This is a genomic window from Homoserinibacter gongjuensis, from assembly GCF_030161875.1.
Classification (GTDB): domain Bacteria; phylum Actinomycetota; class Actinomycetes; order Actinomycetales; family Microbacteriaceae; genus Homoserinibacter; species Homoserinibacter gongjuensis.
This window is the reverse complement of the sequence record NZ_BSVA01000001.1, coordinates 2,750,549-2,774,703: the sequence shown is the minus strand read 5'-3', so window position 1 is coordinate 2,774,703 and position 24,155 is coordinate 2,750,549. Positions and strand designations below refer to the sequence as shown.

Below are 24,155 nucleotides of genomic sequence, written 5' to 3'. Positions count from 1 at the left end.
GTCGGAGCCCGCCTCTAGGCTTCCGCCATGAGCAGTTGGGCCGACCGCCTGGGCGTCTTCGACCTGGAGACGACAGGTGTTGACGTCGAGACGGCCCGCGTCGTCACGGCGTGCATCGCCGTACTCGATGCCGAGGGCCGCGTCGTGCAGCGTTGGGACTGGATCGCCGACCCCGGCATCGAGATCCCGGAGGCCGCCGCCGCTGTACACGGCATCACGACCGAGCGGGCGCGCGCCGAGGGCCGCGCGAGCGAACTCGTGATCGCCGAGATCACCCAGACCCTCCGCACCCTCTTCGGGCTCGGCGTTCCCGTCGTCGTCTACAACGCCCCCTACGACCTCTCGCTGTTGGACCGCGAATGCCGCCGCAACGAGCTCGAGCCCCTCGACGATCCCGCGCCTGTCATCGACCCGCTCGTGCTCGACAAGCAGGTCGACACCTACCGCAAGGGCAAGCGCACTCTCGAGGTCGCCGCGGCCCATTACGGCGTGCCCCTCGACGACGCACACGACGCGGGAGCGGATGCGATTGCCGCCGGGCGCGTCGCGCAGGCTCTCGCGGCCGCCTACCCGGCGGAACTGGATGTGCCCATCGCCGATCTGCACGGTCGCCAGGAGATCTGGTATGCCGAGCAGGCGCGGCGCTTCCAGGACTACATCCGCAGGCGCAAGGGTGACGAGAGGTTCACGGCCTCCACCGCGTGGCCGATCAAATACCCGGCGCACCCCGGCGCCTATCGCGACACGCAGCCCATTCCGCCGCTCGAGCCGCGGCTGGGCCGCGTGCCCGTCATCGACTTCAGCCGCCCGCTCGCCCTGCAGCTCGCTCCCCCGCCGGATGCGGCGGGCGCCGTCGCCGCGATCGACGCGGCGCCGCCGGATGCGCGGGACGCCTTCCCGGGGGTCGTGCCCTTGTCGCAGCCGCCGCTGCTCGCCGAGGAGCCGCCGACCCTCCCGCCGCCCCTCACGCCCACGCCGCCCCTGACGTCCGCGACGGAGGGGAGCTCCCCGGCGGGCGCCTCCTGGAACGAGCCCGCACCCGCGGAGGCCGACAACGCCGACACGCCGGACGTGCTCGAGCAGCCCGACACCGAGGTGGATCTCGTCGAGCCGCCCGAGTCGGACGAGGTGCCGGGCGAAGAGCCCGAGCCCGACGATGTCCGTGAACTCGACGAGGAAGCGCTTGACGAGCCCGCGCCGGAGCGGTCAGGGGTCGCCCGGCCGTGCTGCGCGTCGCCGCCGCGATCGTGACCGATCCCGACGGGCGCACTCTGCTGGTACGCAAGACCGGAACCTCGCACTTCATGCAGCCCGGCGGCAAGATCGAGGAGGGCGAGAGCGCGATCGAGACGCTCACGCGCGAACTCGCCGAGGAGATCGGCGTCGAGCTCGATGTGACCACCGCCGAGTACCTCGGACTGTTCCGCGCGGTCGCCGCGAACGAAGGCAACACCGTGGTCCTGGCCGCCGTGTTCGCCATGGCCGTCGAGGGCGAGCTGTCGGCATCGGGCGAGATCGAGGAACTGCTCTGGGTGGATGACCCCGACCTCGACCTCGACGGACGCGATGTGGCTCCGCTCACCCTCGATGAGTTGCTGCCGCTGTGGGAACGCCGTCGCGCGCAGGCCTTCGGTTTCTGACCGTGACGGCGGCTTCGGGACGCGAACCGCATCGCACACGAGGAACGGCCCCGTCGATCGACGGGGCCGTTCTTCGCAGGTGAACCGGAGCTTACTTGCCGAAGTTCTTGTAGCGCGTGTTGAACTTCTCGACGCGGCCGGCGCTGTCGAGGATGCGCTGCTTGCCCGTGTAGAACGGGTGCGAGGCGGAGGAGATCTCGACATCCACGACCGGGTAGGTCTCGCCATCCAGCTCGATGGTCTTGTCGCTCGTGAGGGTCGAGCGGGTGAGGAAGGTCTCGCCGCTCGCCAGGTCGCGGAAGACGATCGCCTGGTAGTCGGGGTGGATGTCGGTCTTCATGAGGTACCTCAGTCGGAAGTGATGGGAAAGTTGGCGGCCGAAGGGCCAGCTGTCGAGTTTAGCAGAGGATCAGGACCACTGAGCGCGAGCCGCGAAGCGCCCGTCCTCGCTCGTGGAGACCACGAGCGGCAGTTCGAACGCCTCCGAGAGGTGCTCCCCGTGATCACCTCGGCGATCGGTCCGGCCGCGTGGATCCGGCCGTCTGCGAGCAGCAGCGCGTGCGTGAAGCCGGCCGGGATCTCCTCGACGTGATGGGTCACCATGACCATCGCGGGGGCATCCGCGGTCGACGCGTACTCGCCGAGCAGCTGCACGAGCTCCTCACGTGCACCGAGGTCGAGGCTCGCCGCGGGCTCGTCGAGTAGCAGCACCTCGGGGTCGGTCATCACCGCGCGGCCGATCTGCACGCGCTTCTGCTCACCGTCGGAGAGGGTGCCGAAGAGTCGGTCGCGCAGGGCGTCGAGACGCCACTCGCGCATGACGCGCTCCGCGCGGCGCTGATCGACGTCTTCGTACTCCTCGTTCCACCGCCCGGTCACCGAGTAGGCGGCCGTCAACACGACGTCGAACACCGTCTCGTCGCGCGGGATGCGGCGGGCCATCGCCGTCGACGCGAAGCCGATGCGCGGGCGCAGGTCGAACACATCCACGCGTCCGAGCTGTTCGCCGAGCACGCGTACGACGCCTCGGCTGGGATGCATCAGGGCCGAGGCGAGGTTCAGGATCGTCGTCTTGCCCGCACCGTTGGGCCCGAGGACGACCCATCGCTCGTCGGACTCGACCGTCCAGTTGATCCCGTCGAGGATCGCGTTCCCGTTACGGACGACCGAGACGTCGTCGAGTTCCAGCACCCGCACCATGATGCCTCAGCCTAGTCGTCGTCGGCCGTGTCGGGCTCGCGCTCGGCAGGCACGTCGCCTCCGGCAGTCTCGTCGCCGGAAGTCTCGTCGCCGGGCACGAGACTCTCGTACACGGCGCGGGTGCGCTCGGCGATGCTCGCCCAGCTGAACTCGGCCTCGGCACGCAGTCGACCCGCCTCCCCCATGAGCCGGGCGGTCTCCGGATCCGCGAGCACCTCGGAGAGCGCCGCGGCGAGATCCGCGATGAAGCGCTCCGGCTCGAGCGGTGTGCCCGTACCGTCGTCGCTTTGCCGGATCGGCACGAGACGACCCGTGAGCCCATCCGCGACGACCTCGGGGATACCGCCCGTCGCCGTGCCCACGACGGGCAGGCCGCACGCCATGGCCTCGAGGTTGACGATGCCCAGCGGCTCGTAGATCGAGGGGCACACGAAGACGGTTCCCGCGCTCAAGACCGCGGCCAGCTCGTGCTGCGGCAGCATCTCGTCGATCCAGATGACGCCCTCGCGCTCCGACTGCAGCACTTTCACCCCGGCCTGCACCTCGGCCATGATCTCGGGGGTGTCGGGTGCGCCGGCGCACAAGATCAGTTGCACGTCGGGGTCGAGTTCGCGCGCGGCGGCCAGGAGGTAGGGCAGCCCCTTCTGTCGCGTGATGCGGCCCACGAAGACGACGCCGCGTGCGCTGGGATCGATGCCGAAGCGCTCGAGCACGGCGTCGTCCTGCACGCGGGTCCACCGCTCCAGGTCGATGCCATTGTGCACGACATGCACCCGCGCGGGGTCGATGTCGGGATAGCACCGCAGGATGTCGGCACGCATGCCGGCGCTCACGGCGATCACGGCATCCGCTGCCTCGAACGCCGTCTTCTCGATCCAGCTCGAGATGCGGTAGCCGCCGCCGAGCTGCTCGGCTTTCCACGGCCGGAGCGGCTCGAGCGAGTGCGCCGTAACGACGTGCGGGATGCCGTGCAGGAGCTTGGCGAGGTGCCCGGCGGCGTTCGCGTACCAGGTGTGGGAGTGCACGAGGTCGGCGCCGACGACGTCCTCGGCCATCTGCAGGTCGACGCCGAGCGTCGCGAGCGAGGGATTGGCCGAGGTGAGCTGCGGGGGCACGAGGTAGGCATAGGTGTGCGGCTCGTCGCGCGGCAGTCCGAAGCAGCGCACGACGACGTCGACATCGCGTCGCAGGGCGGCGACGAGCTCGGCGACGTGCACGCCTGCTCCCCCGTACACCTCGGGTGGATACTCACGGCTGAGAACATCGACTCGCATGCCTGTCGACGCTAGTACACCGTCCTGGGCTGGCCTACTGTGGGGCTATGGCAGCACCGCCCAAGATCTTCGGCATCGTTCTCGCTGGTGGAGAGGAAAGCGGTTGATGCCGCTGACCGCCGACAGGGCCAAGCCCGCGGTGCCGTTCGGCGGCGGCTACCGCCTGATCGACTTCGCGCTGTCGAACCTCATCAACTCGGGACTGCGTCAGATCGTCGTGCTGACGCAGTACAAGTCGCACTCGCTCGACCGGCACGTGTCGCAGACCTGGCGGCTCTCGGGCATGCTCGGCGCCTACGTCGCGTCGGTTCCCGCCCAGCAGCGCCTCGGCAAGCGCTGGTTCTCGGGCTCGGCTGATGCGATCCTGCAGAGCCTCAACCTCATCCGCGACGAGAAGCCCGACATCGTCGTCGTGGTGGGCGCCGACCACGTGTATCGCATGGACTTCAGCCAGATGATCCGCGCGCACATCGAGTCGGGCGCGGGTGTCACCGTCGCGGCGATCCGTCAGCCGATCGCGCTCGCCGACCAGTTCGGCATCATCGAGCTCGACGAGAAGGACCCGACCCGCATCGGCGCGTTCCGCGAGAAGCCGAAGGATGCCACAGGTCTCGCCGACTCCCCCGGCGAGGTGCTCGCATCCATGGGCAACTACGTCTTCGACGCCGACGTGCTCATCGACGCCGTGCAGCGCGACGGCGCGCGTGCCGACTCGAACCATGACATGGGCGGCGACATCGTGCCCGACTTCGTGACGCGGGGTGAGGCGGCGGTCTACGACCTCAATCGCAACGACGTGCCGGGCGCGAGTGATCGCGACCGCTTCTACTGGCGCGACGTGGGAACGATCGACTCGTTCTTCGAGGCGCACCAGGACCTCATCTCGGCGCTCCCGGTGTTCAACCTCTACAACCAGAACTGGCCGATCTACAGCCAGCAGCTCAACTCGCCCCCGCGAAGTTCGTGCGCGACGGTGAGAACCGGGTGGGAACCGCGATCGACTCGATCGTGTCGCTCGGCTGTGTCGTCTCGGGTGGGCACCTCGAGCGCGTCGTGCTCGGCCCGTGGGTCACGATCGCGTCGGGCGCGCGCATCACCGACTCGGTGATCTTCGAGCGGGTCGAGATCGGCGCGAACGCCACGGTGCAGCGCGCTATTCTCGACAAGGACGTCGTCGTCGCGCCCGGAGCTTCGGTAGGTGTCGACCACGACGCCGACCGGAACCGCGGCTTCACGGTGACCGAATCCGGCATCACGGTCGTGGGCAAGGGCGTTCGCGTCGACTGACGACCGCACTCAACGTCGCGCCCGGGCGCGTCGCGCCACCACCGCATCCGAAGGACCCCACGCCCCATGGCTCGCTTCCTCGTCGTGCTCGATGTCGACTCCACGCTCATCGAGGACGAGGTGATCGAGCTGCTCGCGGACGCCGCGGGATCCCGCGAGGCCGTCGCCGAGGTGACCTTCCGTGCGATGAACGGTGAGCTCGACTTCGCCGAGAGCCTGCGCGAGCGCGTTGCCGCCCTCGCGGGCCTGCCCGAGTCGGTCTTCGCCGAGGTCGGCGCGCGCGTCACCGTCACGCGCGGGGTGCCGGAGATGATCGCGTCCGTGCAGGCGGCGGGCGGCAAGGTCGCCGTGGTGTCGGGCGGCTTCCACGAGATCATCGATCCGCTCGCGGAACGGCTGGGGCTGGATCACTGGCGCGCCAACCGTCTCGAGGTCGCCGACGGCGTGCTCACGGGTCGGGTCATCCCCCGATCGTCGATGCGGCGGCCAAGGCGGAGGCGCTGCAGGAGTGGGCGGATGCGGCGGGCATCCCGATCGCGCAGACCCTCGCGGTCGGTGACGGCGCGAACGATCTGCCGATGATGGCCCTCGCGGGCCTCTCGGTGGGTTTCGACGCGAAGGCGCCGGTGCGTGACCTCGCCGACGTGCTGCTCGACGCGCGCGATCTCTCGATGCTGCTCCCGCTCATGGGGCTCCGCTGATCCGATTCCTTGACTCCCGAACGGGGGCTCCGCTACTGTGCGCGTGTCGGGTGACACGAGTCACCTCAACCGCAACGCCGCGATGAGGCGGCACCCCGCCCGGGTCGAGGGTGAGCCGGGCGCATGGAGAACGGAGTCCCCAGAGTGTCCGGTCAGATCGAGCAGTTCGCGGCGGGGGTGACACGCAGCGGCGGCCGACGGCACGCGGGGCGTGTTCTCGCGCTCGCCGCACTCGCAGCCCTTCTCGCCTCCGCCCTGCAGGCGGTCGCGCTTCCCGCACCCGGTGCCTCGGCGGTGACCGTCGGCTCGGGGAGCTACGCGGAAGGCACGCCCGCGGGCGGCACCGCGCCCCAGGATTGCGCCGGCGGGGTCATGGACCCGCGTTCGCGCACCACCGCGAACTTCCCCGCGGGCGCGGTGCCCACCAACGACTGGTGGACCTCACTTCTGTGGAACAAGATCAACTGCACGGATGAGTCCGCCAACCTCATGGCGCATCCGCTGGCCTTCCATTCCTTCACCAACGGGCTCGGGGTGAGCTACCCCACCAACGCTTCGGTCTCGGGCACCTCGACGGGCGTCTCCGAGTACCACTACAACTACGCCGAAGACCTGCGCATCGGCATCGCCGGCCTCACCGCCCCGGGCAAGGTCGACAGCTACAGCGATTGGACCGTCACCGAGCAGTGGTCCAACGGCGGCTCGAGCCTGCGTGCCACGATCGGGCACGGCCTGCCCTTCGTGTACGCGACGAAGACTGGCGGGGATGTGCGCCTCACCCTGACCGCTCCCCCGGCCGTCTGGCGCAACGCGGGCGGCGCGATCGGCTTCACGGTCAACGGGCACGACTATGCGGCGTTCGGTCCGAGCGGGTCGAGCTGGAGCGTGTCGGGCACCACGATCAGCTCCTCGCTCGCCGGCGGCGCCTTCTTCTCGCTCGCGGTGCTGCCGACGAGCTCGACCAACACGGCCCGCGCCGCAGCGCTCGACACCTATGCGCCCTACGCGCACAACCACGTGACAGGTACACGCGTGTCGTGGGCCTACAACGAGTCGACGGCGAAGCTCACCGCCACCTACGCGTTCACCACCGTGGCGAAGCAGGGCGGCGGCGCGAACGGCACCGTCTTCGCCCTCTACCCGCACCAGCGCGATGCGCTGAGCGGGGTCACCCCGAGCGCCTACTCCTACGTCTCGCCGCGCGGACCGATGCGCGTCGTGATCGGGGCCAGCCAGTTCCAGACCGTGTCGACCTTCAACGGCGTGCTTCCGCAGCTCGCCAATACGGGCTTCGCATCCGGATCCGCCGACCTTGCCCAGCTGTCGGGGTACGTCGACCAGGTGGCGGGCTCCGACCCGTTCGCAGGCTTCGGTGAGGACACCTATTGGACAGGTAAGGCCCTCGGGCGCGCGACGCAGGTGATCCAGATCGCGAACCTCACCGGCAAGACCGCCGCGCGCGACTCGCTCGTGAGCGCGGTGCGCACGCGGCTCACCGACTGGATGACGGCATCCCCCGGCGAGACGCAGCGGCTGTTCTCCTACAACCCGAGCTGGGGCACGCTCATCGGCTACCCCGCGTCGTACGGCTCGGACACCGAGCTCAACGACCACCACTTCCACTACGGCTACTACGTCGTGGCGGCGGCGACCGTGGCTCAGTTCGACCCCTCATGGGCCGCCAACTCGGCCTACGGTGGCATGGTCAACACCGTCATCAAGGATGCGGCCAACTGGGATCGCGGCGACACGCGCTTCCCGTTCCTGCGCGACTTCGACATCTACGCGGGGCACGACTGGGCATCCGGTCACGGCTCGTTCGGGGCGGGCAACAACCAGGAGTCCTCGAGCGAGGGCATGAACTTCGCAGCGGGCCTCATCATGTGGGGCCAGGCGACCGGCAACACGACGGTGCGCGATCTGGGCATCTACCTGTACACGACCCAGGCATCCGCGATCCACAACTACTGGTTCGACACGGATGACGAGGTCTTCCCCGCCGCGTTCGGCCACTCCACGGTCGGCATGGTGTGGGGCGACGGCGGGGCGTACTCGACGTGGTTCAGTGCCGAGCCGGAGATGATCCAGGGCATCAACCTGCTGCCCTCGACTGCCGGGCACCTGTACCTCGGCTACGACCCCGGCTACATCGGGCGGAACCTCGCCGAACTGCAGACCAACAACGGCGGGCCGGCCACGGTCTGGCAGGACATCATCTGGGAGTTCCAGGCGCTCGCTGACGCGCCGACCGCGCTCGCGCAGTTCCGGTCGCAGGCGGGTTCGTACAGCGTGGAAGAGGGCGAGTCGCGTGCCCACACCTTCTACTGGCTGAAGAACCTCTCGACCGTCGGCACGGTCGATCGCACCGTCACGGCCGACACACCGCTCTACGCCGTGTTCACCACGAACGGGGTGCGCAACCACCAGGCCGCCAACATGTCGGGATCCGCCATCACGGTGCACTTCTCCGACGGGGTGAGCCTGAGCGTGCCGGCGCGCTCGGTGGCATCGTCGAGCGGTGGGTCGACCGGTGGTGGCGACACGACGGCGCCCTCCACGCCCACCGGGCTTACGGCATCCGGAACGACCTCGAGTTCGACGAACCTCTCGTGGTCGGCCTCGAGCGACAACGTCGGCGTGACGGGCTACGAGATCCTGCTGGGCGGCAGCGTCATCGGAACAGTCGGCGGAACCGCCGCGACCGTGACGGGACTTGCCGCATCCACGAGCTACACCTTCGCGGTGCGGGCGAAGGATGCGGCAGGCAACCGTTCGGGCGCGAGCTCCTCGGTGTCCGTGACGACGAGCTCGACCGGCGGAACCGGTGGCGGATCCGTCGACGCGACTTCGCGCATCGAAGCGGAGTCGTACAGCGGGATGTCGGGCGTGCAGACCGAGGCGACCTCGGATGCGGGCGGCGGCGAGAACGTCGGCTGGATCGGCAACGGCGACTACCTGCGCTACGACGGCGTGGACTTCGGCAACGCAGCGCGCACGCAGTTCACGGCGCGCGTCGCCTCGGGAGCCGGTGCCGGGATCAGCGGACTCGTAACGGTGCGCCTCGACAGCCGTACCGCCGCACCGATCGGGAGCTTCGCGGTCGGCAACACGGGCGGCTGGCAGAACTGGCAGAGCATCCCGGCCAACGTCCATGGCACCACGGGCGTGCACACGGTGTATCTGACGTTCGAGTCGGGGCAGCCGGCCGACTACGTCAACGTGAACTGGTTCACCTTCTCGTGAGCAGCACGCTCGGCTGAGTCAGGTGCCCCCGGCGGACGCGTCGGGGGCACCTCTCACGTGGAGGCGCGCTCGACGACGTGGAACAGCTCGTGCGTCGGCCGGGGCGGCGGCACGTCATGCCCGAGAGCGGCGAGCACCGAGGAGGCGAGGTGCTCCGCCTGCGCATCGATCGCCTGCCAGACGGTCGTGAGGGCGGGCGAGGCGAGGCGCGCGAGCGGGATGTCGTCGACGCCGATCACAGCGACGTCCTCGGGGGCCCGGAGCCCTTCGGCGCGCAGGCCCGCCAGGACGGCGAGGGCGACCTCGTCGTTGTAGGCGGCGACCGCCGTGACGGGCTCTCCCGCGCGCCATTCGCGCACCGCGGCGGCCCCGGACTCCACCTCCAGCTCGACGGTGCGCAGGCGCGGTTCCGGCAGGCCGAGGCGCGCGCACGCGGCCCGTGCGCCGGCGATCCGGCGTTCGGTGAACGCGGCCAAGCGCGAATCGCTCGGCGCCGCGTAGGCGAGCACCCGGTGGCCGCGTGCGGCGAGGTGCTCCACCTGCAGTTCGGCGATGCCGTGCTGAGGCACGGCGAAGGTCTCGGGATGCGGATCCTCGTCGAGCGTGGACCCCACCACCGGGATCCGCGCGCTGCGCATCGCGGCGGCATCCGCATCCGTCAACGGACCGAGCGCGAGCACGGCGCGCGGCGTGACGGCACGCCACAACTCGGTCAGCGGGCGATTCCCGCGGTCGTTGAAGACCAGCAGCGCGAGTCCCTGGGCAGCGAAGAGCGTCGTGAGGTCGTCGATGAGCGTGTCGATCACCGGACCCGCGGTCCAGTCGGGAACGACGCACAGCACGACGTCGCTGCGCCCCGACCGCAGGGTGCGGGCAGCCGCCGAGGGCGTGTATCCGAGGCGCTCCGCGGTGTCGAGCACGCGACGGCGGGTGAGCTCCGAGATCGAGGTGCCCGGCGTGTCGTTGAGCACGTAGCTCACGGTCGTGCGCGAGACCCCGCTCTCGCGGGCGACATCGGCGCTCGTGACCCGTGACACGTGTGCCTCGTCAGTGCCCCATGCCGAGGCCGCCGTCGACCGGGATGACGGCGCCCGAGATGTAGCCCGCGTCGTCGGAGGCGAGCCAGGTGATCACGCGCGCGACCTCGACGGGCGAGGCGAAGCGCGCGGCGGGGATCTGCGAGAGGTACTGCTTCTGCTGCTCCTCGGGAAGCTCGGCCGTCATGTCGGTCTCGATGAAGCCGGGGGCTACGACGTTCGCCGTGATCCCGCGGGAACCGAGTTCACGGGTGAGCGAACGGGCGATGCCCACGAGCCCGGCCTTGGAGGCCGCGTAGTTGACCTGGCCGGCGCTGCCGAGCAGCCCCACGACACTCGAGACGAGGATGACACGTCCGAAGCGGGCCTTGAGCATGCCCTTGGAGGCCCGCTTGACCACGCGGAACGCGCCCGAGAGGTTGGTGTCGAGCACCTCGGTGAAGTCCTCGTCGCTCATCCGCAGCAGCAGCGTGTCGCGCGTGATGCCGGCATTCGCCACGACGACCTCGACGGGGCCGAGCTTCGTCTCCACCTCGGTGAAGGCGGCATCCACGGATGCGGCATCCGTGACGTCGGCGCGCACCGTGAGGGCGCCTTCCGGGCCCTCGCCCGAACGGGCGGTGACGGCCACGCGGTGACCCTGGGCGAGGAATTCGGCGGCGATGGCGTAGCCGATGCCGCGGTTACCGCCGGTGACGAGCACGGTGCGAGAGGTCATGGTTCAGGAGCCTAGCGGGCGCGAGACGTAGGCTGGACGCATCGCCAGTCACAGCTCGCACGTCGTCACCGAGCTCCCCTCTCGCCCGAGGAGGAGCGGCGGTCGCGCATGCTCAAGTACACGATCGCGATGTCGGTGCGCGTCGTCTGCATCGCCCTGTGTCTCGTCGTGTCGGGCTGGTGGATCGCCATCCCCGCGGCCGGCGCCGTGTTCCTCCCGTACTTCGCGGTCGTCATCGCCAACAACGTGCGCGGCCGTTCGCAGGGCACGGTGCAGCGTCCCGGTGCCGTCGTCCGGCTCGTGCCGGAGCCGCCCCGTGCCGAGGCCCCTCGGGCCGACCCGCTCGAGCCGGAGAGCGGCCGCGACGACCGCGCCGAGGACCTGCCGTGATCGGCCTCGGTGAGCCCGGCATCCGCTGTTCGGCGGCGGGATGCACGAACGACGCGCAGTTCCGGGTGAACTGGCGCAACCCTCGCATCCACACGCCTGACCGCGTCAAGGTGTGGCTCGCCTGCCCCGAGCACCGGGATTCGCTCAGCGACTATCTGCGCACCCGCTCGTTCCCGGTGCAGGTCACGCCGCTCGACGTCGAGCTCGACCGCGTTCCGGATCCGACATGAGCGCGGCCACTTCTCGCGCCTCGCTCACGGGCTGGCGCCGGTGGGGCGCGTACCTTGCCCTGACGCTGGTCTTCGCGGTCGCGTGCGGCCTGCTGTCGTGGTGGCAATGGGCACGCCGCGGTGAGGCCGTCGACGAGATCCAGCGCATCGAGCAGAACTACGATGCGGCCCCGCGCGCGGTCGACGAGGTGCTGGACGGCTTCTCCGCGTGGGACGACGACGACGAGTGGACGCCCGTGGCCCTGCACGGCGAGTACCTCGCCGACCAGCAGGTGCTCGTGCGCAACCGGGTGCGGGGCGGTCAGCCGGGGTTCGAGCAGCTCGTTCCGCTGCGGCTCGACGACGGCTCGGTGTTCGTCGTCGACCGCGGGTGGCTCCCGCTCGGTGACGGCCCGAACGCCACTCCCGACGCCGTTCCCCAGCCGCCGGAGGGCGAGGTGACGGTGGTCGCGCGCCTGCGGCAGGCCGAGCCCGCGTTGCCCGGGCGCAGCGCACCCGAGGGGCAACTCCCTCGGTCGACGTCGCGACGATCGTCGGTGGGCTCGCGGATGAGGGCTACACGGGTGCCTATGGCCTGCTCGCGAGCGAGGACCCGGCGGTGGACGACATGCCGTTCGCGGCCCCGCGACCGCAGGAGGACGAAGGCCCGCACCTGTCGTACGCGCTGCAGTGGATCGCGTTCGGGGTGCTCGCCTTCATCGGCCTGTTCTGGGCGTGGCGACGCGAACGCCGAATCGCCGCGCTCCCCTCGATGAGCAGGCAGCGGCCCGCGCGCCGAAACGCGCGCACGAGGACGCCGACGCCGAGGATGCCATCCTCGACCGCCTCGGCTAGCGCCTAGCTCACATGGCCGCGCAGGCGGCGCTCGCGCGCGGCCGCCGGAGCGCGCGCGGCGTCGTGCCGCAGGTGCGCCGCCATGGCGCAGCACCGCCGCGCCTAGCTCACATGGCCGCGCAGGCGGGCGCTCGCGCGCGGCCGCCGGAGCGCGCGCGGCGGATTACCGCCGCGCCTAGCTCACACTGATGAGTTCCGCGTAGTCGGGATTCCAGTGGTCTTCGACGCCGTCGGGCAGGATCAGCACACGCTCGGGATTGAGCGCCTCGACGGCTCCCTCATCGTGCGAGACCAGCACGACGGCACCCGTGTAGCCCGCGAGTGCACCGAGGATCTCCTCGCGTGAGGCGGGGTCGAGGTTGTTGGTGGGCTCGTCGAGCAGCAGCACGTTGGCTCCCGAGACGACGATCATCGCGAGGGCCAGGCGCGTCTTCTCGCCGCCCGAGAGCACGCCCGCGAGCTTGTGCCCGTCATCCCCGGTGAACAGGAATGACCCGAGCACCTTGCGTGCTTCGGTCTCGGTGAGGTTCGGGGATGCCGCGACCATGTTCTGCAGCACGGTGCGGTTGACGTCGATCGTCTCGTGCTCTTGGGCGTAGTAGCCGATCCGCAGACCGTGGCCCGCCTCCACGTGACCGGTGTCCGGCCGGTCGACGCCGGCGAGGATCCGCAGCAGGGTGGTCTTGCCCGCGCCGTTGAGTCCGAGCACGACCACCTTGGACCCGCGGTCGATCGCGAGGTCGACGGCCGTGAAGATCTCGAGCGACCCATACGACTTGGAGAGATCGGTGGCCGTGATGGGGGTTCGGCCGCACGGCGCCGGGTCGGGGAAGCGCAGCTTCGCGACGCGGTCGACGGCCCGTTCCTCCTCGAGGCCGGCGAGCAGCTTCTCGGCCCGCGCCACCATCTGATGCGCGGCTGCCGCCTTCGTGGCCTTCGCCCCGAACTTGGCGGCCTGCAGCTGCAGCGCCGTGGCCTTCTTCTCCGCGTTCGCGCGCTCCTTCTTGCGCCGCTCCTGATCGGCCTCGCGCTGGCGCAGGTAGTGCTTCCAGCCCATGTTGTAGATGTCGATCGCCTGGCGGTTCGCGTCGAGGTAGAAGACCTTGTTGACGACCTCCTCGACGAGGTCGACGTCGTGCGAGATCACGATGACCCCGCCCTGATACGCCTTGAGGAACTCGCGCAACCACACGATCGAGTCGGCGTCGAGGTGGTTGGTGGGCTCGTCGAGGATCATCGTGTCGGCGCCCGAGAACAGGATGCGGGCGAGTTCGATGCGCCGCCGCTGCCCGCCCGACAGGGTCTTCAGCTGCTGGTCGAGGATGCGGTCGGGCAGCGCGAGGTTCGAGGCGATCGCCGCGGCCTCGGCTTCGGCCGCGTACCCGCCGAGCGCGAGGAAGCGGTCCTCGAGGCGCGCGTAGCGCGACATCGCCGCGTCGGCGGTTGCGGCATCCTGGCTCGCCATCTCGTCGGTCGCGCGCCGCAGCTCGGCGACCACGTGACCAAGCCCCCGCGCGTCGAGGATGCGGGTGCGGGCGGTCTGCTCCGGGTCGCCCGAGCGGGGATCCTGCGGCAGGTAGCCGATCTCGCCCGTGCGGTCGATGCGTCCCGCGGTGGGCAGCGTCTCCCCGCGAGCGTCTTGGTGAGTGTCGTCTTGCCCGCGCCGTTGCGCCCCACGAGACCGACCTTGTCGCCCTTGTCGACGCGGAAGGTGACGCCCGCCATGAGCTGCCGCGCGCCCACGCGGATCTCCAGATCGGTGACGGCGAGCACAGCGAAGTCCTTCGGTACGGGTGGGTGGGATGGTGGCCGAGGGCCAGCCTCCCAGTCTAGGTCGGTTTGCCCAACGCTGTAGCCCTGGGCACACCGCGCCTGTCATCACGGGTGCTCGCGGCGAAACGCTGCAGCGTTTGGCCGGTCAGGCGAAGTAGAGGGGGTGGTGGAGGCTGCACGCCGGGTTGAAGGGGCGCGGCAGTTGGGGCAGCCCTCGACGGCAAGGTAGGTGGCGATGGCGTGCGTGGTGCCGCACATGCCGCAGAGGATCGCGTGCTCCTCGCGACGTCTCACCGGCCAGACGGCGGCGGGATGGTCGGCGACCGCCTCGTGACAGTCGTGACACGGGTAGAAGCGATCGCAGCACGGGAACCGGATGGCCACGACATCCGTCGGGCCGTGCCAGTGAACGCAGCGGGTCTCGGCATCCACCGGCAGCCCGTGGATGCGGACGCCGTGGCTCTCGAGCGGTGCATCGCGCATCAGTCGGCGCCGCGGGCCGACAGCGCATCGGCGACATCGTCGGCGTGCCGCAGCGCGAGCACGAGAATCGGCACGACGGCGCGGTAGCCGATCCGCACCCCTCTGGCCTGTTGCGCCTCGCGCACCCGGCGGGCCAGGTCGGCCACGACCGGCAACATGGCGAGGGTGAGCGACAGGGTCAGCCCGACCCGTCGCGCGTCCACGCCGAGGAACGCGAGCGGGCGCAGTGCCGCCTCGAGCGCTGACAGCAGCTCCTCGCTGCGCGTCGTCAGGGTGAGCAGCCCGGCGAGCAGCACGATCGCGACGACGCGCACCGTGTTGACCATCGCATCCCATGGGGTGAGGAAGATCAGCTGGGTCGCGACCATGAGCACGGTGATCCATTTCGCGAGCCAGAGTTGCCGCAGCAGCATGCCGGGTGGGAAGAGCGCGAGCGCGTAGAGCCCGACCACGAGCGCGCCCGTGAATGCGACCGTGATCGCCGTGTGGGGCCACAGCGAGATGAGCAGCGCGAGCACGACGAGTCCGAGCAGCTTGACACCTGCACGCGCCCGGTGCAGCAGGCTCGTGCCCGGCAGGTAGAGGGCGATCACGCGAACTCCCGCTGGTAGCGCTCGACGACGGCTGCGGGATCGCCGAGCTCGACGAGACGGCCCTCGTGGAAGCGCAGCGCGATGTCGCAGCGCGCCGCGAGCTCGAGGTCGTGCGTCACGACGACCAGCTGTGCGGGCAGCTCCTCGATGAGCAGCGTGCCGATCCGCCTCGCGTTGCCGAGATCGAGGAGGGTCGTCGGCTCATCGGCGATCACGAGCTTGGGCTCACGCACGAGCACGGATGCCAGTGCGAGCAGTTGCTTCTGCCCACCCGAGAGGCTGTAGGCGGGGGCATCGGCGTGGGCCGCCAAGCCATACGCCGCGAGCACGGATGCGACCCGTGCGTCGATCGTCGAGCGGTCGAGCCCGCTGCCCTTGAGCGACAGGCGCACGTCCTCGGCGACCGTCGGCATGAGGATCTGGGCGTCGGGGTTCGTGAAGACGAAGCCGACCTCGGCCCGCATCCGCTTCGCCTCGCGGGCGACGTCGAAGCCCAGCACGCGCGCGGTGCCGCGCGTCGGGGCGACGAGGCCGTCGAGCACGCGCGCGAAGGTCGACTTACCGGAGCCGTTCGCGCCGATCACGGCGATCCGGTGCTGGTCGAGCTGCACCGTCACCTCGTCGAGCACGAGGCGTCCGTCGAGCTCGACGCTGACGCTCTCGAGGTCGATCATGCGACGGTCGCGACGGCTCGGCGCTCACGTACGCGGCCGAAGACGGGCGGGTAGGCCTTCCAGAGGGTCAGCGTCAGCAGCGTCGCCAGCACGACCTTGATGATGTCGCCGGGGAGGAACACGAGACTCGTGAGCACGGTCGCCCCGAGCGGCAGGCCCGTCACGGCTGCCTGCACGGGGATGCCGAATGCGTACACCACGAGCACGCCGCCCACGATGCCGCCGAGCGCGACGCGCCACCACGAGAGCCCGCTGCGCCCGGAGTGCGCGATGAGGCCCGTGACGAAGGCTCCGGGGATCCAGCCGATGAGGTAGCCGGCGGTGACGCCGACGAAGACGCCCGCGCCTCCATGTCCGCCCGACAGCAGCGGCAGGCCGATCAGCACGAGCACCTCGAAGACCAGCACGGCCGCAGCGCCCCGCCAGGCGCCCAGCACCATACCGGCCAGGATCACGCCGAGCGTCTGGGCGGTGATGGGCACGAGTCCGGGCACCGGAATGGGGCCCACGAGGCCGAGCGCCGCGATGATGGCGGCGAACACAGCGATGCGGGCGATGTCGCGAGTCTCGAAGCGGCGGGTCTGCGGGCGGCGGGGGCGTCGGTCATGGCGTCTCCAGGTCGTGGTGAACAGTGTTCAGGTGAACGGCGTTCAGTATAGTGAGTCGCATGAGGACCGAACGGCATGTGCGTCACGATCGCGAATCGGTCGTCGATGCGGCCCTCCGCATCCTTGACGAGTGGGGCCTGTCGGAGCTGACCATGCGGCGGTTGGGGGCTGCGCTCGAGGTGCAGCCGAGCGCGCTCTACCACCACTTCGAGAACAAGCAGACGCTGCTGGCGGCGGTGGCCGACCGCATCCAGGAGACGGCGCGCCCCGTGCCCTCCCCGAACTCGGCTGGTACGAGGCGACATTGGCCGAGGCGGTCAACGTGCGCGACGCGTTGCTCACCTACCGTGACGGCGCCGAGGTCGTGCTGAGCACGCGTGCACTCGGGCTCGGGGCCGACCTCGCGCACGAGCGCCTCACGGCTGCCCTGCACCGCGGCCACGACGGCGAGACGTCGCGTCTCGTCGCCACGGCGCTGCTGCACCTCATCCTCGGCGACGCGTCCCTCGCCCAGCAGCGCCTGCAAGCCGACAGCCTCGGGGTCGTCTCCCCCGATGCTCCCGATGCCAGCGATCCCGGCCTCGTATTCCGGCTCGGGGTCGAGCTGCTGCTGAGCGGGCTCGAGCTCGCCGAGCAGACCGCGCGCCGCGAGTAGAACCGGCCACCGGGTTCGAGACGCGCCTAGGGCGCTCGTCACCCAGCTGGATCGTCAGATGGCGAATCCAATGGCGCGCATCATGTCGCGCCCGTCGTCGGTGATGCGCTCGGGACCCCACGGCGGCATCCACACCCAGTTGATGCGGAAGCGTTCGACGATGCCGTCGAGCGACTGCGAGACCTGCTCCTCGATGACGTCGGTGAGCGGGCAGCCGGCTGAGGTGAGCGTCATCGAGACGATGAGCGCGTCGTTCTCGTCATCCCATGCCAGGTCGTAGACGAGGCCGAGGTCGACGATGTTGACTCCGAGTTCGGGGTCGATGACGTCCTTCAGACCCTCTTCGACGCTGTCGAAGAGCGCGGGTTCGAGTGAGGTGGGCATCGGTCTTCCTTCCTCTAGCAGCCTACGCCGCGGCGCGGCGTCACGCCTGAGCGACGAGGTAGCGGTCGTAACCCTCGTCTTCGAGGCGCTCGGCGAGCTCCGATCCGCCCTCCTCGGCGACCTTGCCGTCGACGAAGACGTGCACGAAGTCGGGCTTGATGTAGCGCAGGATGCGCGTGTAGTGCGTGATCAGCAGCACGCCGAGGCCGGTCTCCTGGTGGGCGCGGTTGACGCCCTCCGAGACGATCTTGAGCGCGTCGACGTCGAGACCGGAGTCGGTCTCGTCCAGGATCGCGAACTTCGGCTTCAGCAGTTCGAGCTGCAGGATCTCGTGGCGCTTCTTCTCGCCGCCGGAGAAGCCCTCGTTGACGTTGCGCGCGGCGAAGGAGGAGTCCATGCGCAGGTTCGACATGGCATCCTTCACCGTCTTGCCCCAGTGACGGATCGAGGGCTCCTCGCCGTCGATCGCGGTCTTGGCAGTGCGCAGGAAGTTGGTGACCGTGACGCCCGGGATCTCGACCGGGTACTGCATCGCGAGGAAGAGCCCCGCGCGGGCGCGCTCGTCGACGCTCATGTCGAGCACGTTCTGCCCGTCGAAGGTGATCGTGCCGCCCTCGACGTGGTAGCGCGGGTGGCCGGCGATCGTGTAGGCGAGGGTCGACTTTCCTGAGCCGTTGGGTCCCATGACGGCGTGGATCTCGCCCTGGTTGATCGTCAGGTCGACGCCCTTGAGGATGTGCTTGGTGCCCTGGTCGGTCTCGATCGACACCTTGAGGTCGCGGATTTCCAGAGTGGACATGAGTCGTTGCCTTTCAGACCGCGAGCCGAGCGCTCGGGTCGATGTACACGTCGCCGTCGATGATCTCGACGGCGAAAACGGGGACCGGCTCGAAAGCCGGCAGGTTGAGGGCTTGCCGGTGGTCAGCGAGAACTTGGACCCGTGGGCCCAGCACTCGAGACCGTCGTCTTCGACGAAGCCTTCGGAGAGCGAGATGTCGCCGTGGGTGCAGGTGTCGCCGATCGCGTGCACGTCTCCCGCCGAGTCGCGCACGACCGCGATGGGAATGCCGTCGAGCACGACGCGGCGGGCGGTCGAGGGCGAGAGCTCCTCGACCGGACACACCTTCTGTGCGGTCATCGAGCCGCCGCCAGCTCGTTCTCGAGCGCCTCCAGCAGGTGCGCCTCGAGCGTCGGCTCGCCGATCTTCTGCACGATCTCGCCAAGGAAGCCGAGTACGACGAGCCGTCGCGCCTCGTCTTCGTGGATGCCGCGCGCCTCCAGGTAGAACAGCTGCTCGTCGTCGAAGCGCCCGGTGGCAGACGCGTGACCGGCACCCTGGATGTCACCGGTCTCGATCTCGAGGTTCGGGATGCTGTCGGCGCGCGTGCCGTCGGACAGCACGAGGTTGCGGTTCTGCTCGTAGGTGTCGGTTCCGGTCGCGTCGCGGCCGATCAGCACGTCGCCGATCCAGACCGTGCGCGCTCCTCGCCGTTGAGCGCGCCCTTGTAGGTGACGCGGCTGCGGGTGTGCGGGGCGTCGTGGTTGACGTACACCTGCTGCTCGAGGTGCTGTCCGGCATCCGCGAAGTACAGGCCGTAGAGCTCCGCGTCGGCCCCCGCCTCGGCGAGATGCGTCGACGGGTTCACCCGGACGACCTCGCCTCCCAGTGACACCAGGATGTGCGTGAGACGCGCACCGTGTCCGATGCGCGCGAACTGGCTCGCGAGGTGCAGGGCGGTGTCATCCCACTCCTGCACCGAGACGACGGTGATGTTCGCGTCCGCCTCGAGCACGATCTCGAGATTCTCGGTGAGCTTGGCGTCGCCTCGGTTGTCGAGCACGACGAGCCCCGTCGCCCCCTGAGCGGCTGAGATCACGGTGTGCGCTGCGCGGGGCGTCGATCCGAGCCCGTCGCGGGTCACCGTGAGAGCGCCGGCATCTCCGTCGAGACGGATGTGCAGGGCCTTCTCGAAGTTCGTCCATGCGTTCGCGGCGGCGCGGTCTTCGGGCGAGCCCGCGGCACCGACGAGAGGATGGTCGCGCTCGACCCATTTCACGGTCGCGCCAGCGGCATCCGTCGTCGTGATCTCGTAGGGCGAGCCGTCGAGCGGGCCGTCGATGAGCTCGCGCAGCTTCTCGACGGGTGAGAGCTTCCACACGGCTTCACGCCCCGTGACCTCGGGGTGCTCGGCGTGGACGGGTGAGGTGAAGCGCTCCGAACGGGTCTGCACGGGCACGGGTGCCCCTGCTCCGTGGGAGTGCTCCGTCAGGCCGTGTTGTGCAGTCTGAACGGGGGTCGACACTATCCCACGGATCCTTCCATGCTCATCTCGATGAGCTTGTTGAGTTCGAGCGCGTACTCCATCGGCAACTCGCGCGCGATGGGCTCGATGAACCCGCGCACGATCATCGCCATCGCCTCGTCTTCGGGCATCCCCGGGACTGCAGGTAGAACAGCTGCTCCTCGGAGACGCGCGAGACGGTCGCCTCGTGACCGAGCTGGACGTCATCCACCCGGATGTCGATGGCGGGGTAGGTGTCGGAGCGCGAGATGGTGTCGACGAGCAAGGCGTCGCATCGCACCGTGTTGGCCGAGTGGTGGGCGTTGGCCTCCACACGCACCTCGCCGCGGTATCCGGAGCGCCCGCCGCCGCGCGCGATCGACTTCGAGACGATCGAGCTCGTCGTGTACGGAGCCATGTGGATCATCTTCGCGCCGGCGTCCTGGTGCTGGCCGGGGCCCGCGAAGGCCACCGAGAGGGTCTCACCCTTGGCGTGCTCGCCCACGAGGAAGATCGACGGGTACTTCATGGTCACCTTGGAGCCGATGTTGCCGTCGACCCACTCCATGGTGGCGCCCTCTTCGGCGCGGGCTCGCTTCGTGACGAGGTTGTACACGTTGTTCGACCAGTTCTGGATCGTCGTGTAGCGCACGCGGGCGTTCTTCTTCACGATGATCTCGACCACCGCCGAGTGCAGCGAGTCCGACTTGTAGATCGGAGCCGTGCAGCCCTCGATGTAGTGAACGTAGGAGTCTTCGTCGGCGATGATGAGCGTGCGCTCGAACTGCCCCATGTTCTCCGTGTTGATGCGGAAGTAGGCCTGGAGCGGGATCTCGACGTGCACCCCTTCGGCACGTACACGAAGGAGCCACCCGACCACACCGCGGTGTTGAGCGCGGCGAACTTGTTGTCACCCGAGGGGATGACGGTGCCGAAGTACTCCTTGAAGATCTCCGGGTGCTCCTTGAGCGCCGTGTCGGTGTCGAGGAAGAGCACGCCCTGTGCCTCGAGGTCTTCACGGATCTGGTGGTAGACGACCTCGGACTCGTACTGCGCTGCGACGCCGGCCACGAGACGCTGACGCTCGGCCTCGGGGATGCCGATGCGCTCGTAGGTGTTCTTGATGTCTTCCGGGAGCTCTTCCCAGCTGGTCGCCTGCTTCTCGGTCGACCGCACGAAGTACTTGATGTTGTCGAAGTCGATCTCGGAGAGGTCGGCGCCCCAGGTCGGCATGGGCTTCATGCCGAAGATCTTGAGGGCCTTGAGGCGCGTGTTGAGCATCCATTCGGGCTCGTTCTTGAGCGCCGAGATGTCGCGTACGACCTCGTCGTTCAGGCCGCGTCGGGCGGAGGCGCCTGCGGTATCCGAGTCGGCCCAGCCGAACTCGTATTGTCCGAGGCTCGCCAGCTCCGGGCGATCGATCAGCACGTCTGACATGGGGCTACCTCTTTCCGCCGAAGCGAACCATTCCGCTCGTGTCGGCATTTCGGGTCGGATCGTGATCGCCGTTGCCACCGCGGCCCCATCGACGCGGCATTCGCGACCCCGCGATCCAACGCTCCCAGTCTAGCCACTGGCCAGGGGCCGTGCTCAGGCCGCACGGTCGGCGGGGATGCGCGAGGGTGCGGGCGTCGCCTCGACGAGCTGGTGCGCGTGCACCGCCCACAGGAGCGGATCGGTGTCGAGCAGCACCCGGAGCGCGCCCACCCACACGAGCGCCGCGAACACGACGTGACCGATGACGAGCAGCTCGGGCAGGCCGATGAGGGATTGCACGACACCGATGGCGAGCTGCACGAGCAGCACGAGCAGGAAGATGCCGACGCGTCCGAGTGCGAGGCGTCCGCCCTCCTCGGTGCGGAGCCGGAACGCCAGCACGGCGGCGAGCACGAGAACGAGCCCCGCGGCGGCGGCATGCACCCAGACCACGACGGTCCAGTCGAAGCCCATACGCGGCACATCGCTCGAGTCGCCCGCGTGCGGTCCGGAGCCGGTCACGAGGGTGCCGGCGACGATGAGTACTGCGGTCGCCGCCACGAGTGCCCACGCTACGGCGCGCGACGCACCCGAGGGACGCTCGCCCGTTCCCCGTGCCAGCGCGCCCGGTGCCACGTGAAGGTCGCGCATGCGAGCAGCGTCATGGCGAGCACGAAGTGCAGCGCCACCACCCAGGGGTTGAGGTCGTACCAGACGCTCATGCCGCCCGCCACCGCGTTCGCGACCACGAGCCAGAACATCGACCACGCAAGCCGCGTCAGCATCCGGTCCCGCGGGCGCTGCAGGCGCGCGGCGATGATGGCCCAGCCGACCGCCACGATGAGCAGGCCGGTGATCATGCGGTTGCCGAACTCGATGGCGCCGTGGATGCCGAGCTCGGGCGTCGCGATGAGCGAGGCGTCGGTGCAGGTCGGCCAGGTCGGGCAGCCGAGGCCGGAGCCTGTGACGCGCACGGTGACTCCGCCGAGCACGATGAGGATGGCCGTGACGAGTGCGGCCGTGGTGCCCCAGCGCAGCGCGCGTGGACCGAGCTGCCAGCGGTCGGCGGCCCAGCCGAGCGGTGTTCGGATGCTCACGGCAGCAGTGCCGGGATCGGCACGAAGACGAGCGGGTCGACGCCGACGGCGATGAACACGAGCGTCAGGTAGGTGATGCTCGCATGGAACACCCGCATCGGCTTGACCTCACCCGGACGGATGGCTGCCGCGTACAGCCGGTGCGACTCGATGAGGAACCAGGCGCCCGAGAGCACCGCGAGCACCGTGTAGACGACGCCCATCGGGGCGAGCGGGATGACGAGCAGCGAACACACGACGGTCGCCCACGCATAGAGCACCACCTGCAGCCCCACCGCGGTACGCCCGCGCACGACGGCGAGCATGGGCACCTCGGCGGCCGCGTAGTCCTCGCGGTAGCGCATCGAGAGCGGCCAGTAGTGCGGCGGGGTCCAGAGGAACACGATGCCGAACAGGATGATCGGAACCCAGCTGAGGTCACCCGTGACGGCCGCCCAGCCGATGAGCACGGGCATGCAGCCCGCGATCCCGCCCCACACGATGTTCTGCGGGGTGCGGCGCTTGAGGATGAGCGTGTAGATGACGACGTAGAAGAAGATCGCCGCGACCGAGAGTGCGGCGGCGAGCCAGGTCGTGAACACGGCGAGCACGACGGTCGAGACTACGGCGAGCGTCCACGCGAAGACGAGGGCCTCGCGCGGGCTCAGCTCGCCCGTCACGAGCGGGCGCTTGCGGGTGCGCTTCATCACCCGATCGATGTCGCGGTCGATGTAGCAGTTGAAGGCGTTGGCGCTGCCGGCCGAGAGCGTGCCGCCGACGAGCGTGGCGATGAGCAGCCCCAGGAACCGCAGGTCGAGGTGGCCCTGCGCCGCGAGCACCATCACGGGCGCGGTCGTCACGAGCAACAGCTCGACGACGCGCGGCTTCGTCAGCGCGATGTAGGCGAGGGTTTTGCGACGGAAGCCGATCCGACCGAGCTGCGGTGCTTCAGGCACCACGTCGACCGCTTCGGGCGACGTCGATGCGGGGGCGCTTCGGGCGGGATGCTGCATGGCTCCTCGGATCACTCGACTGCCATTCAGTCTATGTCGCCGGTGCAGGGCCGAAGGTCATGGGTGCCTCTCGTGCGCTCCGTCGCGGTCGTGCCCTGCGCCGATCGCGACGTCGCCATGGCGGGCGAGCCGCCAACCGGAATGGATGTAGTAGGCAGCGGCTGCGAGGCAGGACGCGGCGACCAGCGGATTCGTGAATGGTGTCGTGCTCGGCAGCGCTCCCGTGGCGGTTGCCCACCAGCAGGTGGCGCCGAGCGCGGCGAACAGGGTGCCGGCGCCCAGGCTCGACACCCACCCGCCGGTGGCTCGCCACCATGCACGGGGCGGCGTGAGGAGCTCGTCGTGCCCGCGGAAGGTTCTGACGCCGACGATGAGCGTCGCTCCCGTGTACGCGGAGGTGATGAGGTACTGCGGCCACCGCGTCGCGCCGAGACGGAGGAGCAACACGTTCAGCCCGAGGCCCACGATGACCCAGGCGAGGATGTAGGTCACCTTCGCGGTGGTCGTGGTGATCCTCACGCGGAACGGATGCCCTCGAAGCACGACGTCAGTAAACCAGCGCGGTACGAGGAGTTCCATGCACC

General features: G+C 69.5%; 21 protein-coding genes and 8 pseudogenes. 10 read left to right on the top strand and 19 right to left on the bottom strand.

Features of this window, described 5'->3' with window-relative positions; translation table 11 throughout:
• Positions 1 to 27 precede the first annotated feature (27 nt).
• On the top strand, positions 28 to 1,251 hold the full coding sequence (locus tag QQK29_RS18145; RefSeq protein ID WP_348533882.1) for an exonuclease domain-containing protein: 1,224 nt from the start codon (positions 28 to 30) through the stop codon (positions 1,249 to 1,251).
• Positions 1,224 to 1,640 (top strand): NUDIX hydrolase, encoded by a 417-nt coding sequence (locus QQK29_RS14875; protein WP_284301386.1) that lies wholly within the window; start codon positions 1,224 to 1,226, stop codon positions 1,638 to 1,640. The genes QQK29_RS18145 and QQK29_RS14875 overlap by 28 nt, the downstream gene beginning before the upstream one ends.
• A gap of 91 nt (positions 1,641 to 1,731) precedes the next feature.
• On the opposite strand, the gene QQK29_RS14870 is transcribed toward QQK29_RS14875, so the two are convergent.
• The 3 genes and pseudogenes from QQK29_RS14870 to glgA form a co-directional block, all read right to left on the bottom strand.
• Positions 1,732 to 1,980: a type B 50S ribosomal protein L31 gene (locus QQK29_RS14870; RefSeq protein WP_120763407.1), complete on the bottom strand. Its 249-nt coding sequence runs from the start codon at positions 1,978 to 1,980 to the stop codon at positions 1,732 to 1,734.
• Positions 1,981 to 2,049: 69 nt separating this feature from the next.
• Positions 2,050 to 2,840, bottom strand: a pseudogene (locus tag QQK29_RS14865) (ABC transporter ATP-binding protein).
• An 11-nt stretch (positions 2,841 to 2,851) separates the two neighbouring features.
• Positions 2,852 to 4,114, bottom strand: a complete 1,263-nt coding sequence (gene glgA, locus QQK29_RS14860; protein ID WP_284301379.1) for a glycogen synthase — start codon at positions 4,112 to 4,114, stop codon at positions 2,852 to 2,854.
• A gap of 47 nt (positions 4,115 to 4,161) precedes the next feature.
• Between glgA and glgC the strand changes: the two are divergent.
• The 3 genes and pseudogenes from glgC (at position 4,162) to QQK29_RS14845 (ending at position 9,345) form a co-directional block, all read left to right on the top strand.
• A pseudogene (glgC, locus tag QQK29_RS14855) lies at positions 4,162 to 5,401 on the top strand (glucose-1-phosphate adenylyltransferase).
• A 66-nt stretch (positions 5,402 to 5,467) separates the two neighbouring features.
• Positions 5,468 to 6,102: pseudogene (serB, locus tag QQK29_RS14850) on the top strand (phosphoserine phosphatase SerB).
• Positions 6,103 to 6,246: 144 nt separating this feature from the next.
• Entirely contained in the window at positions 6,247 to 9,345 is a 3,099-nt protein-coding gene (locus QQK29_RS14845) for a glycosyl hydrolase (protein WP_284301378.1), read from the top strand.
• Positions 9,346 to 9,398: 53 nt separating this feature from the next.
• On the opposite strand, the gene QQK29_RS14840 is transcribed toward QQK29_RS14845, so the two are convergent.
• Positions 9,399 to 10,382 carry a LacI family DNA-binding transcriptional regulator gene (locus tag QQK29_RS14840; RefSeq protein WP_284301376.1) on the bottom strand — a complete coding sequence of 328 codons (984 nt, stop codon included), beginning with the start codon at positions 10,380 to 10,382 and terminating at the stop codon, positions 9,399 to 9,401.
• Positions 10,383 to 10,392: 10 nt separating this feature from the next.
• Positions 10,393 to 11,100 carry a beta-ketoacyl-ACP reductase gene (locus QQK29_RS14835; protein ID WP_284301374.1) on the bottom strand — a complete coding sequence of 236 codons (708 nt, stop codon included), beginning with the start codon at positions 11,098 to 11,100 and terminating at the stop codon, positions 10,393 to 10,395.
• Between the two features lie 84 nt (positions 11,101 to 11,184).
• On the opposite strand from QQK29_RS14835, the pseudogene QQK29_RS14830 reads away from it, so the two are divergent.
• The 3 genes and pseudogenes from QQK29_RS14830 to QQK29_RS14820 form a co-directional block, all read left to right on the top strand.
• Positions 11,185 to 11,490, top strand: a pseudogene (locus tag QQK29_RS14830) (DUF3099 domain-containing protein); the annotation flags it as partial.
• A complete protein-coding gene (locus QQK29_RS14825; RefSeq protein ID WP_284301372.1) occupies positions 11,487 to 11,720 on the top strand; it encodes a hypothetical protein in 234 nt (77 codons plus the stop codon). The pseudogene QQK29_RS14830 and the gene QQK29_RS14825, both read left to right, overlap by 4 nt.
• Positions 11,717 to 12,475 carry an SURF1 family protein gene (locus tag QQK29_RS14820; RefSeq protein WP_284301370.1) on the top strand — a complete coding sequence of 253 codons (759 nt, stop codon included), beginning with the start codon at positions 11,717 to 11,719 and terminating at the stop codon, positions 12,473 to 12,475. Before QQK29_RS14825 ends, QQK29_RS14820 begins: the two co-directional genes overlap by 4 nt.
• A gap of 254 nt (positions 12,476 to 12,729) precedes the next feature.
• Here the strand turns inward: QQK29_RS14820 and abc-f are convergent.
• The 5 genes and pseudogenes from abc-f to QQK29_RS14795 form a co-directional block, all read right to left on the bottom strand.
• Positions 12,730 to 14,327 (bottom strand): annotated as a pseudogene (abc-f, locus tag QQK29_RS14815) (ribosomal protection-like ABC-F family protein).
• Positions 14,328 to 14,432: 105 nt separating this feature from the next.
• Entirely contained in the window at positions 14,433 to 14,810 is a 378-nt protein-coding gene (locus QQK29_RS14810) for a CHY zinc finger protein (RefSeq protein WP_348533881.1), read from the bottom strand.
• Positions 14,810 to 15,403 (bottom strand): CbiQ family ECF transporter T component, encoded by a 594-nt coding sequence (locus tag QQK29_RS14805; protein WP_284301368.1) that lies wholly within the window; start codon positions 15,401 to 15,403, stop codon positions 14,810 to 14,812. Before QQK29_RS14805 ends, QQK29_RS14810 begins: the two co-directional genes overlap by 1 nt.
• On the bottom strand, positions 15,400 to 16,077 hold the full coding sequence (locus QQK29_RS14800) for an energy-coupling factor ABC transporter ATP-binding protein (protein WP_284301366.1): 678 nt from the start codon (positions 16,075 to 16,077) through the stop codon (positions 15,400 to 15,402). Before QQK29_RS14800 ends, QQK29_RS14805 begins: the two co-directional genes overlap by 4 nt.
• The gene (locus tag QQK29_RS14795; RefSeq protein ID WP_284301364.1) at positions 16,074 to 16,619 is read right to left on the bottom strand and encodes a biotin transporter BioY; all 546 of its coding nucleotides are present in this window, start codon (positions 16,617 to 16,619) and stop codon (positions 16,074 to 16,076) included. The genes QQK29_RS14800 and QQK29_RS14795 overlap by 4 nt, the downstream gene beginning before the upstream one ends.
• A gap of 125 nt (positions 16,620 to 16,744) precedes the next feature.
• Here QQK29_RS14795 and QQK29_RS14790 point away from each other — a divergent pair, with 125 nt between their 5' ends.
• Positions 16,745 to 17,056 carry a TetR/AcrR family transcriptional regulator gene (locus QQK29_RS14790; RefSeq protein WP_284301362.1) on the top strand — a complete coding sequence of 104 codons (312 nt, stop codon included), beginning with the start codon at positions 16,745 to 16,747 and terminating at the stop codon, positions 17,054 to 17,056.
• The gene (locus QQK29_RS14785; RefSeq protein WP_284301360.1) at positions 17,008 to 17,340 is read left to right on the top strand and encodes a hypothetical protein; all 333 of its coding nucleotides are present in this window, start codon (positions 17,008 to 17,010) and stop codon (positions 17,338 to 17,340) included. Before QQK29_RS14790 ends, QQK29_RS14785 begins: the two co-directional genes overlap by 49 nt.
• A 54-nt stretch (positions 17,341 to 17,394) precedes the next feature.
• Here the strand turns inward: QQK29_RS14785 and QQK29_RS14780 are convergent, their stop codons facing one another.
• The 9 genes and pseudogenes from QQK29_RS14780 to QQK29_RS14740 form a co-directional block, all read right to left on the bottom strand.
• The gene (locus QQK29_RS14780) at positions 17,395 to 17,724 is read right to left on the bottom strand and encodes a metal-sulfur cluster assembly factor (protein WP_284301358.1); all 330 of its coding nucleotides are present in this window, start codon (positions 17,722 to 17,724) and stop codon (positions 17,395 to 17,397) included.
• 40 nt (positions 17,725 to 17,764) lie between these two features.
• Entirely contained in the window at positions 17,765 to 18,523 is a 759-nt protein-coding gene (sufC, locus tag QQK29_RS14775; RefSeq protein WP_284301356.1) for a Fe-S cluster assembly ATPase SufC, read from the bottom strand.
• A 13-nt stretch (positions 18,524 to 18,536) separates the two neighbouring features.
• A pseudogene (locus QQK29_RS14770) lies at positions 18,537 to 18,862 on the bottom strand (non-heme iron oxygenase ferredoxin subunit).
• Positions 18,859 to 20,027: pseudogene (gene sufD / locus QQK29_RS14765) on the bottom strand (Fe-S cluster assembly protein SufD). Before sufD ends, QQK29_RS14770 begins: the two co-directional pseudogenes overlap by 4 nt.
• Positions 20,027 to 21,443 (bottom strand): annotated as a pseudogene (gene sufB / locus QQK29_RS14760) (Fe-S cluster assembly protein SufB). The pseudogenes sufD and sufB overlap by 1 nt, the downstream one beginning before the upstream one ends.
• Positions 21,444 to 21,596: 153 nt before the next feature.
• On the bottom strand, positions 21,597 to 22,043 hold the full coding sequence (locus tag QQK29_RS14755; RefSeq protein WP_284301354.1) for a hypothetical protein: 447 nt from the start codon (positions 22,041 to 22,043) through the stop codon (positions 21,597 to 21,599).
• An 11-nt stretch (positions 22,044 to 22,054) separates the two neighbouring features.
• Positions 22,055 to 22,579, bottom strand: a complete 525-nt coding sequence (locus QQK29_RS14750; RefSeq protein ID WP_284301352.1) for a COX15/CtaA family protein — start codon at positions 22,577 to 22,579, stop codon at positions 22,055 to 22,057.
• Positions 22,576 to 23,571, bottom strand: a complete 996-nt coding sequence (locus QQK29_RS14745) for a heme o synthase (protein WP_284301350.1) — start codon at positions 23,569 to 23,571, stop codon at positions 22,576 to 22,578. Before QQK29_RS14745 ends, QQK29_RS14750 begins: the two co-directional genes overlap by 4 nt.
• 57 nt (positions 23,572 to 23,628) lie before the next feature.
• Positions 23,629 to 24,090, bottom strand: a complete 462-nt coding sequence (locus tag QQK29_RS14740) for a hypothetical protein (RefSeq protein ID WP_284301348.1) — start codon at positions 24,088 to 24,090, stop codon at positions 23,629 to 23,631.
• Between the last annotated feature and the right edge of the window lie 65 nt (positions 24,091 to 24,155).